Below are 10,630 nucleotides of genomic sequence, written 5' to 3'. Positions count from 1 at the left end.
AATCCCTTAAGGGAAAAGTTTATCCCCCTGAGAGGAAAGTAAAATCCCCTAGGAATTTTTTGAAATCCCTTAAGGGAAGAGTTTGTCCCCCTTAGGGGAAAGCGCTAATCTTCATCGTCAAAGTTATATTTTGCATTGTGGAGCTTCCGTTCTACGACAGGTGTGTGTCCGAAATAATGGATATAAGTTTTAATAAAATATTTGGCCGTCGAAAACTGTAATCTGAAAGCGATCATATCAACGGAATCGTTGGAGGTTCGGAGCATTTCCCGGCCTTTATAGATCCGTATGGCCTGAATGGCCGAATTTACGGTTAATCCGTTATCTTTAAATACTCGGTATAATGTTCGCTCACTTGTAAGCAGGGCGGCTGCAATACACTGAATGTTGATTCCCTCATCCATATAATGCGCATAGATATAGGCCTTTGCCCGATGGAGGAGCGAGATGTCCTCTTGTTGAGCCGATTTGCGCTGTTCGGTCAGATCCCTGTGATAAAGCTCAATGATATTGCTTGTATAAAATTGTAGTCTGACGCTTAATGAATAGGCCGAGGATTTGGTCTGTTGGATAAGGTCGAGCACTTTTCTGATGCGGTAGCCAATCTTTTCCGTGGCTAATACCTGTGTTACCTGTAGCCTGTCCAGATGCAGCGTATTCCATTCCAGTGCTAAGGAGCTGGAATCTTCTATTTCAACTCCGATCAGGATCATAGCGACTTTACCGGATTTTATCTGATAGCTGATTTCTTGATCCGTATTAAAGTAGCCCAAATATTGCTGATGGACTAGAGTGGATTGATTAAAGCCTTTTATGGAAGAAGAACCATGAAATTGGAAAGCCAGCCAGAGCGCAGTCTGGCTATTGCAGATATTAAAATTCCAGTCTTCTTCAAAAGTTCCGGCTATTTCCAAAAAAGTATGGCTACCTATTTTTTTACTGGCGATATACTGATCTTTAGTACAAAGAATAGGATCTTCCGCCGTCAGAAAATTAAAGTACAGTCCTTTGGGAGCAGTATGGCGTTGTGCTAAATGGTACGGATATTTAAGGTTTATGCTCTTGTTGATCAGCATACTTTTTCGAAAAATTGGTTAGTATCGTTAAGATACAAAAGTATTTCGATGTAAGCAACTTAATGCTGTTCAAAGATTATTTTATTTTTAAAGGACAGTGTAAACAGGAATGGCAAATGGAATACAAAAGGACTAAAGGAAAAAACGGCAAAGCTATTTATCTGTATCAACCAGCTCTGCCGTCAGGTAGCTGCTATTCAACGATGATATTGATCCCTGCCATATTCGCTTTATATCTGATTTTTTCAATCAGTCCGTAATAACTCCAGTTGCGTAATAGAAATTCATCTTCTTTAGCGAATTCTTCTTTACTCGTTTTTGGCCATTCCCAGAATACGCATTATTGTCAGCAGTCAAAGAATGGTCAGATTATTCGCCCAAAGAAATTACTTTAGATGAATTTGAGGAGGACGTGATAGATTTGATTGAACACCATAATTATTTAATTAATGTATTTTCCGTCGATTCAAAGGCTGGGTTCGTGGTCAATGTAAAGGAATTTGCTCGGGATATAAGTGATGAATTGGAAAAGTATTAAGCATCACGTGCTTTTGAAAGTGTTTTTCTACGTCGGAAAAAAATGAATAACTCGTATCTTTATCCCTATGACCGACATTCAGAAAAGATTTGACCGTATCCTTGCTATTTATATGCACCTGCAGGCAAAACCTGTGGTGACTGCCGCTGCGCTGGCAGAAAAATACGAAGTAAGCCTGCGGACGATCTATCGCGATATCCGCTCCCTCATGCAGGCAGGAATACCTATTTATGGCGAAGCAGGAAATGGCTATTCCTTGGTCGAAGGGTATAAAATGCCGCCCCTGCAATTTAGCCGCGAGGAGGCCCTGAGTTTTGTCGCTGCTGAAAAATTGGTTGAGAAGTATACAGACAGGAATCTCGCCCACCATTTTACGACAGCTATGCTCAAGATGAAGGCTATTTTGAGAGGGAACGAAAAGGAACATGTTGCTTTGTTGGGTGACAATTTTCTCGTTCGAGGTGGCCGCCATCAGTTTAATGAGAAATTGACCCATGGCACAAATACACTTATAGAAAGTATAGCGGAAAAAAAATGTGTGGAAATTTATTATTCCAAACCGTCAGACAAGACACCGGAAAAACGGGAGATTGAAGCAGTGGGTATTTTCGTGGAAAGTAAGTTTTGGTATGTCCTTGCTTTTTGTAAACTCCGCAATGATTACCGGCAATTTCGCCTGGACCGGATCAGCAATATCCGGAAGCTCGCTGATAGTTTTGGAAAAGAACACCCCGAACTTTCTTTTTTTCTGAATAAACGGCACGAGACGCCAACAACCAAAGTGGTAGTGCAGGTGAACAGAGAGATGGCGAGGTATATGGAATGGGATCGCCATTACTTTGGATTTCAAAAGGAAGTGGTTACTGACAGTTATGTTGAAATGCACTTTGAAAGCATCCATGTTGAGAGTGGATTTGCACGCTGGTACATGATGTTTGCCGATAAAGGAAAGATTATAGAGCCGGAATCGCTAAAAGGAACTGTAAAGCAATTGCTGGCGGCAGCACTCGAACAGGTTTAATCTGAACTTAGGGGAGCTTGAGGTTCCCCGTCGAGAGATTACTAAAAAAAATACTTGTCCGGTATCTGAGTAGAACCCGAACAAGTATTTTTATAAAATATAGATTTTAAGATGTCAGTGATAATAATGTGGCAGGTCTCCAATATTATATAGAGCGTCTTCGACTAGTAATACTAGAATCTACCATCTCAAATCTAATATCTCTCATCTAACAAGTTAATCCCGCTCCCAGAAAAATGGAGGTTGGATACCCAACAAGCGTAAATAGACAAATCCTTGACCACGGTGGTGGATCTCATTATCGATGAAATAGAATATACTGTGGATGATCGGCGAATTGTATTGTCCGAACAGGTTAAATTCTTCGGAGAAACGTTCTGTTGGAATCTTGTCGAATAATGCACTGATCTGTGGAGTAGCCTCATCCCAGGCCTGTAATAGTTGAGCTTTGGTCGTATAGTTAAACTTCTCATTAAGTTCGCCGCTTTTATTATTGACAATTTCCTGTAACCCTGGAACGGCAATACCCAAAAGCTCCTGGATCATTTCGGCAAATGTCCGCATGCCTTCTACTTTATAATTGAAAAGTGCTTCTTCCGGAAATTTTTCGATCGTTTGTCTTGTTAAATTTCTGTGGCCTAACCAATGTGCAAGCAGTTCGTTCTTGGAAATGATTTCTGTTTTCATGATTATCGTATTTTAAGTGTTTAAATTTTAATCTGGATGAATTGTCTTCCGTTATTAAGACAGTTCAAAATTAGCCGGATAAATGACAGCTGTATGGCAGTAGAGTAAATGAAATCTTGTTTTTTTATTTTTTTGGTGAATGAATTGTGCGGAGTGTTGTGAGTTGTCTGATCGGGTGAATAAAATCGGAGTAGGGAGGAAATTAGAAAATAAAAAAAATAATTCACTAATTATTTGACAGTTATAAAAATGTTTGTAACTTTGCAGTCCCTTAATGGGAATAGTGTGTCTTGAGCGAAGCCCTACTGCTTCGAAGGACTTTTAATTAATTAATTTACAACATGTCAGGTATTATTGGAAAAAAAGTAGGAATGACAAGCCTGTTTAACGCTGAAGGAAAGAATATTCCTTGTACAGTGATTCAGGCTGGGCCGTGCGTGGTTACGCAGATACGTACGGAAGAAAAGGACGGCTACTCGGCAATTCAACTTGGTTTCGATGAAGCTAAGGAGAAAAACACGACAGCTCCTTTGAAAGGGCACTTTGCGAAAGCAAACACAACGCCTAAGCGTAAGTTGGTAGAGTTTAAAACTTTCCCAGATGCAAAACAACTTGGTGACGTAGTTGACGTTACACTTTTCGAGGAAGGCGAATTCGTAGATGTAGTCGGTACTTCAAAAGGTAAAGGTTTCCAAGGTGTAATGAAACGTCATGGATTTGGTGGTGTAGGTGGTGCGACTCACGGTCAGCACAACAGACTACGTGCTCCAGGTTCATTAGGTGCTTCATCATGGCCTTCACGCGTATTTAAAGGTATGCGCATGGCTGGTCGTACAGGTGGTGACAGAGTTAAAGTTCAAAACTTACAGGTGTTGAAAGTTTACGCTGAGCAAAACCTTATCGTTGTTAGTGGTTCCATTCCAGGAGCTAAAGGTTCTTATGTAATCGTAGACAAATAGTAGAGATGGAAGTTAAAGTTTTAAATTTATCAGGTAAAGAAACAGGTGCCAAGGTGCAACTTCCTGAGTCGGTATTTGGGTTAGAGCCTAACGATCATGCGATCTATTTGGATGTGAAACAATACTTAGCGAACCAACGCCAAGGAACTCACAAATCTAAACAACGTAATGAAATCGCGGGTTCAACTCGTAAATTACACAAACAAAAAGGTACTGGTGGTGCTCGTGCGGGTTCTATCAAATCTCCATTGTTTAATGGTGGTGGTCGTGTATTCGGTCCTCAACCTCGTGACTACTCGTTCAAGTTGAACAAAAAATTGAAACAAGTAGCACGTAAATCAGCGTTGTCTTACAAAGCAAAAGATAATAATATTGTGGTATTGGATGAAGTGAAATTCGATGCTATCAAAACTAAAAATTATGTTGCTTTAATAAATGCGTTGAACGTAGCTGATGAGAAAACATTGTTGGTATTGCCAGCTTACGATGAAATTGTTTATAAATCAAGCAGAAATTTGAAAAAAGCAAAAGTTATTGTTGCTTCTGATTTAAATACATACGATGTATTAAATGCAACAAAATTATTGTTAACAACAGATGCTGTTAAAACTTTGGAGGAAGCATTAGCTAAGTAATATGGAAATTATCAAAAAACCTATCTTGACTGAGAAAGCTTCTATCTTAACGGAAAAATTAAACCGTTACGCTTTCAAAGTAGATCACAGAGCAAACAAAATCCAGATTAAATCAGCTGTTGAAGCTATGTTCGGTGTTACAGTTCTTGCTGTAAACACTGCAGTTGTAGCAGGTAAAGCAAAAAGCCGTTACACAAAAGCAGGTTTCGTATCTGGTAGAGCTCCTAAGTATAAAAAAGCTATCATTACTATTAAAGATGGCGAAACTATTGACTTTTACAGTACTATATAATTTAAGATGGCAGTTAAAAGATTCAAACCGGTAACCCCTGGTACTCGTTTCAGAATAGGCGCAGATTATTCTGATATTACTACAAACGTTCCTGAAAAATCGTTAGTAGTAAAAATCAACAAGAAATCAGGTGGTCGTAATAACTCCGGTAAAATGACTATGCGTTATCTCGGTGGGGGACATAAAAAAGTATACCGATTAATTGATTTCAAACGCGATAAAAAAGATATCCCTGCAAAAGTAGCTACTATNNGCAGGTGATAAAGTTGCCCCAGAAGTTGGTAATACATTACCATTAGCAAACATTCCATTGGGTTCTATCATCCACAACATTGAATTAAATCCTGGTCAAGGTGGTTCAATTGCTCGTTCGGCTGGTACTTATGCTCAATTGTCTGCTCGTGATGGTAAATATGCCATCATCAAATTGCCTTCAGGCGAAACACGTATGATCTTATTGACTTGTGTTGCTACAATTGGTTCGGTATCGAACCATGAGAGATCTAACCAAGTGTTAGGTAAAGCAGGTCGCAAACGTTGGTTAGGTCGTCGTCCAAGAGTTCGTGGTGTTGCGATGAACCCAGTAGATCACCCAATGGGTGGTGGTGAAGGCCGTACTTCAGGAGGTCACCCACGCTCACGTACAGGTGTATTAGCTAAAGGCTTCAAAACACGTTACAAGAAGAAAACATCGAATCGTTACATCATTGAGAGAAGGAAAAAATAATGGCTCGTTCAATTAAAAAAGGTCCTTATATCGATCACAACTTAGAAAGAAAAGTTCTTTCTATGAATGAAACTAACAAAAAGTCAGTTATCAAAACATGGTCTCGTAGATCAATGATTTCACCTGATTTTGTTGGCCATACCTTCGCAGTGCACAACGGGAATAAATTTATCCCTGTTTATGTAACAGAAAATATGGTAGGTCACAAGCTTGGTGAATTCGCGCCTACGCGTACATTCAGAGGCCACGCAGAAAAGAAAAAATAATAGGTAATGGAAGCAACAAAAAAACTTAAAAAGTCTGTCTTAATTAGACAACGCAAAGAGCAAGAGAAAGCTCAACAAGGTGGAGCTTCGGATGCCAAATTATTGAACTGCCCTACTTCGCCTCGTAAGATGCGTTTAGTGGTAGACTTAATTCGTGGCCAGCGTGTTGAAAATGCATTATACATTTTGAAACACTCTAGTAAAGAAGCTGCTGCTCGTGTAGAAAAATTATTATTATCTGCAATCAAAAACTGGGAAGCCAAAAACGAAGGTAAATCAGTGGAAGAAAGCGAACTTATTGTAAAAGAAGTATCAGTAGGTGGCGGTCGTCAATTGAAAAGATTGCGCCCAGCTCCTCAAGGTCGCGGATACAGAGTTCGTAAACGTTCAAATCACGTTACGTTGGTAGTTGATAGCAAATTAAACGTTGAACAAAACTAATTTATTGAGAAATGGGACAAAAAGCAAATCCAATAGGTAGCAGATTAGGAATCATCAAAGGTTGGGATTCTAACTGGTTCGGAGGTAAAAACTATTCCGATAAATTAGTTGAAGACGAAAAAATCAGAAAATATCTTTCTGTTCGTATTGCAAAAGGTGGTGTAGCTAAAGTTGTTATCGAAAGAACTTTAAAACGTATCACTGTTACAATTCACACTGCTCGTCCAGGTATCGTTATCGGAAAAGGTGGTCAAGAAGTTGACAAGATCAAAGAAGAGTTGAAAAAACTGACTAAAAAGGATGTTCAAATCAATATTTTCGAGATCAAACGCCCTGAGTTAGATGCTAAGTTAGTAGCTGAAGGTGTCGCTAAGCAATTAGAGGCGCGTATTTCATTCCGTCGTGCAATGAAAACTTCAATCGCTTCTACCATGCGTATGGGTGCAGAAGGTATCAAAATCATGTGTTCTGGTCGTTTAGGTGGTGCTGAAATGGCACGTACTGAACAATACAAAGAAGGAAGAACTCCTTTACACACATTGCGTGCTGATATCGACTACGCTTTAGCTGAAGCATTGACTACATACGGTAAAATCGGTATCAAAGTTTGGATCTGTAAAGGTGAGGTTTACGGTAAACGTGACTTATCTCCAAACATTGGTCAAGCATCTGGTGTAAAATCACGTGGCAACCACGAAGGTGGTGGCGAACGTCGTGACAACCGTAACAAAGGTGGTCGCGGTGGAAACAGCCGTGGTGGAAACAACCGTGGTGGAAATAACCGTGGTCCGAAAAAAGATTAATAGAGTTTATTTAGATTACAACAAAAACCTGCTGAAGAAGCAGATTTAAAAAGTATACGAACATGTTACAGCCAAAAAGAACGAAGTTCAGAAAGATGCAGAAAGGCCGCATGAAAGGTAACGCTTCTCGTGGAGCGGAGTTAGCTTTCGGTTCTTTCGGTATCAAAACAATGGAGCAAGCATGGATCACTAGTCGTCAAATCGAGGCAGCTCGTATTGCGGTTACACGTTATATGAAACGTGAAGGTCAAGTTTGGATTCGTATTTTCCCTGACAAACCTGTTACGAAAAAACCTGCAGAGGTACGTATGGGTAAAGGTAAGGGTGCTCCAGAATACTGGGTAGCAGTAGTACGCCCAGGCCGTATGTTATTTGAAGCAGAAGGTGTGCCTTTGGAAATTGCCAAAGAAGCTTTACGCCTTGCAGCTCAAAAACTTCCGGTTCAAACTAAGTTTGTGATTCGTAGAGACTACGTTGAAGCATAAAAATCTTGGTAATGTCATCATTTAAGCGTTAGGGCCGTTACTCCTAACGCTACATATAAACGGATGATAACCCAAATAACAACTGAAAAAACATGAAAAATTCAGAAATTTTAGAATTATCTAATGAGGACTTAGCAGCTCGTCTTGTAGAGGAGAAAACAGCCCTTACGAAATTGAAATTTGCACATGCTGTTTCAGCTATTGAGAACCCTAACGTGATCAAGGCAGCACGCAGAGCTATCGCTCGTATCAGCACAGAAATCAGTGCACGCAAAGCTGCAGCTAAAAACGAAACAGCCTCTGAGGCGTAAAATTTAAAGTCGAAATGGAAAGAAATTTAAGAAAAACAAGAATCGGCTTAGTAGTTAGCAACAAAATGGACAAGTCTATTGTAGTGGCTGTTGAACGTAAAGTAAAACACCCTATCTATGGTAAGTTCGTTAAAAAAACTACTAAATTTAAAGCTCATGACGAAACTAATACCTGCGGTATCGGCGACACGGTATTAATTATGGAAACTCGTCCGCTGAGTAAAACAAAAAACTGGAGATTAGTTGAAATTATAGAAAGAGCTAAATAACATGGTACAACAAGAATCAAGACTTAATGTAGCTGACAATAGCGGTGCTAAAGAAGTTTTAGTAATCCGTGTATTGGGCGGTACGCGTAAGCGTTATGCATCAATCGGAGATAAGATTGTTGTATCGGTGAAAAGCGCTATGCCTTCAGGAAACGTGAAAAAAGGTTCCGTTTCTAAAGCAGTAGTCGTTAGAACGAAAAAAGAAATCCGTCGTAAAGATGGTTCTTATATCCGTTTTGATGACAACGCCGCTGTATTATTAAATAATAATGATGAGCCACGTGGCTCACGTATCTTTGGCCCTGTTGCCAGAGAATTGCGTGAGAAACAGTTCATGAAAATTGTATCACTAGCACCGGAGGTTTTATAATTATGGCAATCAAGAAAACAAAAACGACTACGCACAAAATCAAAATTAAAAAAGGTGATTTAGTGAAAGTTATCGCTGGTAACTCTAAAGGTGTTCAAGGAAAAGTATTAACTGTTTTAGTGGATAAAAATAGAGCTATCGTTGAAGGCGCTAACATCGTAAAAAAACACACTAAACCAAGTGCAGCTAATCCTAATGGTGGTATCATTGAGAAAGAAGCTGGTATTCACATCTCTAATTTAGCTGTTATCGATCCTAAAACAGGTGAAACTACCCGTGTAGGCCGTAAGTTAAATGCAGATGGTAAATTAGTTCGTTACGCTAAAAAATCAGGGGAGGAAATTAAATAATGACTTACGTACCAAGATTAAAAGTGAAATATGCGGAGGAAATCCGTAAAGCACTTCAAGAAAAATTTCAGTATAAAAGTATTATGCAGGTTCCTAAACTTGAGAAAATCGTTGTTTCACAAGGCGTAGGAGCTGCAACAGCTGACAAAAAATTAATCGATAACGCTATCGCTGAATTGACTTTAATCACAGGTCAACAAGCCGTTGCTACAAAATCGAAAAAAGATATTTCAAACTTTAAATTACGTAAAGGTATGCCTGTAGGGGCACGTGTTACTTTACGTGACAACAACATGTTCGAATTCTTGGATCGTTTGGTAGCAGTATCGCTTCCACGTATTCGTGACTTCCGCGGTATCAACGATAAAGGTTTTGACGGACGTGGTAACTATAACTTAGGTATCACTGAACAAATCATTTTCCCTGAGATCAACATTGATAAAATCAACAAGATCCAAGGTATGGATATCACTTTTGTGACTTCTGCTCAAAATGATGTTGAAGCTTTAGAATTGTTGAAACAATTCGGTTTACCATTTAAAAATCAAAATACTAATAACAATGGCTAAAGAAGGATTAAAAGCACGCGAAGTAAAACGCGCTAAATTGGTAGCTAAATATGCGGCAAAACGTGCAGAATTAAAAGCTGCTGGCGATTACGTTGCATTAGATAAATTACCTAAAAATGCTTCTCCGGTACGTTTACACAACCGTTGTAAATTGACTGGCCGTCCTAAAGGATATATGCGTCAATTCGGTATCTCCCGTGTAACTTTCCGTGAGATGGCTTTGGATGGCAAGATCCCAGGGGTGAAAAAAGCTTCTTGGTAATTAAAAAAAAATACTTAATTTTGCCCGGGCAATTCTACTTAGGATTGCCGGGTTTTTGCATTTAAAATTGTTTAACAGATAGCAGGTCTCATACCAATGGTTGGGAGGGAAACCGCTGTCGCAAATTTCATATATAATGACTACAGATCCAATTGCGGATTACCTTACACGAGTAAGGAATGCCATCAAGGCCAACCACAGGGTTGTTGAAATTCCTGCATCGAACCTAAAAAAAGAGATCACTAAAGTTCTTTTTGACAAAGGTTACATTGCTAATTACAAATTCGATGAGAATGGCGTACAGGGTACGATCAAAATCGCATTGAAATATAATCCAATTAGCAAAATTCCGGCTATTCGTACGTTGACACGTGTGAGTAAACCTGGTTTAAGAAAGTATGCAAGCGTTGATACTATGCCTCGTGTTTTGAATGGTTTAGGTATTGCTATCTTGTCAACATCGAAAGGTGTTATGACAGATAAAGAAGCTAGACTTCAAAATGTTGGTGGTGAAGTTTTATGTTACGTTTATTAATCTAGGTAAAAACACAAAGAAATGTCAAGAATTG

Annotated in this window: 18 protein-coding genes and 1 pseudogene; 17 read left to right on the top strand and 2 right to left on the bottom strand. The window is 39.3% G+C overall.

Annotated elements, in window-relative coordinates:
• Positions 1-104: 104 nt before the first annotated feature.
• On the bottom strand, positions 105-1,076 hold the full coding sequence (locus tag B4G94_RS04110; RefSeq protein WP_286857283.1) for a helix-turn-helix domain-containing protein: 972 nt from the start codon (positions 1,074-1,076) through the stop codon (positions 105-107).
• A gap of 286 nt (positions 1,077-1,362) precedes the next feature.
• Between B4G94_RS04110 and B4G94_RS04105 the strand changes: the two genes are divergently transcribed.
• Both B4G94_RS04105 and B4G94_RS04100 read left to right on the top strand, forming a co-directional pair.
• Entirely contained in the window at positions 1,363-1,614 is a 252-nt protein-coding gene (locus B4G94_RS04105) for a DUF2750 domain-containing protein (RefSeq protein ID WP_286857287.1), read from the top strand.
• Between the two features lie 67 nt (positions 1,615-1,681).
• Positions 1,682-2,635, top strand: coding sequence for a helix-turn-helix transcriptional regulator (locus tag B4G94_RS04100; protein ID WP_165305499.1), 954 nt, complete (start codon positions 1,682-1,684; stop codon positions 2,633-2,635).
• A gap of 216 nt (positions 2,636-2,851) precedes the next feature.
• Here B4G94_RS04100 and B4G94_RS04095 read toward each other — a convergent pair whose 3' ends face one another.
• Positions 2,852-3,322 (bottom strand): DinB family protein, encoded by a 471-nt coding sequence (locus B4G94_RS04095; protein ID WP_108636204.1) that lies wholly within the window; start codon positions 3,320-3,322, stop codon positions 2,852-2,854.
• A gap of 341 nt (positions 3,323-3,663) precedes the next feature.
• On the opposite strand from B4G94_RS04095, the gene rplC reads away from it, so the two are divergent.
• The 15 genes and pseudogenes from rplC to rpsH all read left to right on the top strand — a co-directional run bounded on the left by rplC (position 3,664) and on the right by rpsH (position 10,596).
• A complete protein-coding gene (gene rplC / locus B4G94_RS04090) occupies positions 3,664-4,281 on the top strand; it encodes a 50S ribosomal protein L3 (RefSeq protein WP_077438124.1) in 618 nt (205 codons plus the stop codon).
• A 5-nt stretch (positions 4,282-4,286) separates the two neighbouring features.
• A complete protein-coding gene (gene rplD / locus B4G94_RS04085; RefSeq protein WP_108636203.1) occupies positions 4,287-4,916 on the top strand; it encodes a 50S ribosomal protein L4 in 630 nt (209 codons plus the stop codon).
• A 1-nt stretch (position 4,917) separates the two neighbouring features.
• Entirely contained in the window at positions 4,918-5,208 is a 291-nt protein-coding gene (gene rplW, locus B4G94_RS04080; RefSeq protein WP_077438123.1) for a 50S ribosomal protein L23, read from the top strand.
• A gap of 6 nt (positions 5,209-5,214) precedes the next feature.
• Positions 5,215-5,935, top strand: a pseudogene (rplB, locus tag B4G94_RS04075) (50S ribosomal protein L2).
• Positions 5,935-6,201 carry a 30S ribosomal protein S19 gene (gene rpsS, locus B4G94_RS04070; RefSeq protein WP_002997495.1) on the top strand — a complete coding sequence of 89 codons (267 nt, stop codon included), beginning with the start codon at positions 5,935-5,937 and terminating at the stop codon, positions 6,199-6,201. Before rplB ends, rpsS begins: the two are co-directional and overlap by 1 nt.
• Before the next feature lie 6 nt (positions 6,202-6,207).
• Complete coding sequence (gene rplV / locus B4G94_RS04065) at positions 6,208-6,642, top strand: 50S ribosomal protein L22 (RefSeq protein WP_077438121.1); 435 nt, start codon at positions 6,208-6,210, stop codon at positions 6,640-6,642.
• An 11-nt stretch (positions 6,643-6,653) separates the two neighbouring features.
• Positions 6,654-7,445, top strand: a complete 792-nt coding sequence (rpsC, locus tag B4G94_RS04060; protein ID WP_108636201.1) for a 30S ribosomal protein S3 — start codon at positions 6,654-6,656, stop codon at positions 7,443-7,445.
• Between the two features lie 62 nt (positions 7,446-7,507).
• A complete protein-coding gene (gene rplP, locus B4G94_RS04055; protein WP_046674870.1) occupies positions 7,508-7,930 on the top strand; it encodes a 50S ribosomal protein L16 in 423 nt (140 codons plus the stop codon).
• Between the two features lie 92 nt (positions 7,931-8,022).
• Positions 8,023-8,241: a 50S ribosomal protein L29 gene (rpmC, locus tag B4G94_RS04050; protein WP_108636200.1), complete on the top strand. Its 219-nt coding sequence runs from the start codon at positions 8,023-8,025 to the stop codon at positions 8,239-8,241.
• A 14-nt stretch (positions 8,242-8,255) separates the two neighbouring features.
• Positions 8,256-8,510, top strand: a complete 255-nt coding sequence (gene rpsQ / locus B4G94_RS04045) for a 30S ribosomal protein S17 (RefSeq protein ID WP_028071573.1) — start codon at positions 8,256-8,258, stop codon at positions 8,508-8,510.
• A gap of 1 nt (position 8,511) precedes the next feature.
• Complete coding sequence (rplN, locus tag B4G94_RS04040; protein WP_104385212.1) at positions 8,512-8,880, top strand: 50S ribosomal protein L14; 369 nt, start codon at positions 8,512-8,514, stop codon at positions 8,878-8,880.
• 2 nt (positions 8,881-8,882) lie between these two features.
• Complete coding sequence (gene rplX / locus B4G94_RS04035; protein WP_104385211.1) at positions 8,883-9,230, top strand: 50S ribosomal protein L24; 348 nt, start codon at positions 8,883-8,885, stop codon at positions 9,228-9,230.
• Positions 9,230-9,799: a 50S ribosomal protein L5 gene (gene rplE / locus B4G94_RS04030; RefSeq protein ID WP_046674875.1), complete on the top strand. Its 570-nt coding sequence runs from the start codon at positions 9,230-9,232 to the stop codon at positions 9,797-9,799. Before rplX ends, rplE begins: the two co-directional genes overlap by 1 nt.
• Complete coding sequence (gene rpsN, locus B4G94_RS04025; RefSeq protein WP_028071569.1) at positions 9,792-10,061, top strand: 30S ribosomal protein S14; 270 nt, start codon at positions 9,792-9,794, stop codon at positions 10,059-10,061. The genes rplE and rpsN overlap by 8 nt, the downstream gene beginning before the upstream one ends.
• Positions 10,062-10,194: 133 nt before the next feature.
• A complete protein-coding gene (rpsH, locus tag B4G94_RS04020) occupies positions 10,195-10,596 on the top strand; it encodes a 30S ribosomal protein S8 (RefSeq protein WP_223584601.1) in 402 nt (133 codons plus the stop codon).
• Positions 10,597-10,630 lie beyond the last annotated feature (34 nt).

Origin of the sequence: Sphingobacterium sp. UBA7625, assembly GCF_002484085.1 — a bacterium.
In the GTDB taxonomy this organism is placed as follows: Bacteria; Bacteroidota; Bacteroidia; order Sphingobacteriales; family Sphingobacteriaceae; genus Sphingobacterium; species Sphingobacterium athyrii.
The sequence above is the reverse complement of the archived record's forward strand: the minus strand, read 5'-3'. Positions and strand labels throughout refer to the sequence as shown.

Bases quoted from the DNA above. Each gene is read 5' to 3' on its own strand.
- rplC (WP_077438124.1), top strand. From the start codon at position 3,664: ATGTCAGGTATTATTGGAAAAAAAGTAGGAATGACAAGCCTGTTTAAC.
- rplN (WP_104385212.1), top strand. From the start codon at position 8,512: ATGGTACAACAAGAATCAAGACTTAATGTAGCTGACAATAGCGGTGCT.
- B4G94_RS04100 (WP_165305499.1), top strand. From the start codon at position 1,682: ATGACCGACATTCAGAAAAGATTTGACCGTATCCTTGCTATTTATATG.
- rplW (WP_077438123.1), top strand. From the start codon at position 4,918: ATGGAAATTATCAAAAAACCTATCTTGACTGAGAAAGCTTCTATCTTA.
- rplP (WP_046674870.1), top strand. From the start codon at position 7,508: ATGTTACAGCCAAAAAGAACGAAGTTCAGAAAGATGCAGAAAGGCCGC.
- rplX (WP_104385211.1), top strand. From the start codon at position 8,883: ATGGCAATCAAGAAAACAAAAACGACTACGCACAAAATCAAAATTAAA.
- rplV (WP_077438121.1), top strand. From the start codon at position 6,208: ATGGAAGCAACAAAAAAACTTAAAAAGTCTGTCTTAATTAGACAACGC.
- rplE (WP_046674875.1), top strand. From the start codon at position 9,230: ATGACTTACGTACCAAGATTAAAAGTGAAATATGCGGAGGAAATCCGT.
- rpsS (WP_002997495.1), top strand. From the start codon at position 5,935: ATGGCTCGTTCAATTAAAAAAGGTCCTTATATCGATCACAACTTAGAA.
- B4G94_RS04110 (WP_286857283.1), bottom strand. From the start codon at position 1,076: ATGCTGATCAACAAGAGCATAAACCTTAAATATCCGTACCATTTAGCA.
- rplD (WP_108636203.1), top strand. From the start codon at position 4,287: ATGGAAGTTAAAGTTTTAAATTTATCAGGTAAAGAAACAGGTGCCAAG.
- rpsQ (WP_028071573.1), top strand. From the start codon at position 8,256: ATGGAAAGAAATTTAAGAAAAACAAGAATCGGCTTAGTAGTTAGCAAC.
- rpsC (WP_108636201.1), top strand. From the start codon at position 6,654: ATGGGACAAAAAGCAAATCCAATAGGTAGCAGATTAGGAATCATCAAA.
- rpmC (WP_108636200.1), top strand. From the start codon at position 8,023: ATGAAAAATTCAGAAATTTTAGAATTATCTAATGAGGACTTAGCAGCT.
- B4G94_RS04095 (WP_108636204.1), bottom strand. From the start codon at position 3,322: ATGAAAACAGAAATCATTTCCAAGAACGAACTGCTTGCACATTGGTTA.
- rpsN (WP_028071569.1), top strand. From the start codon at position 9,792: ATGGCTAAAGAAGGATTAAAAGCACGCGAAGTAAAACGCGCTAAATTG.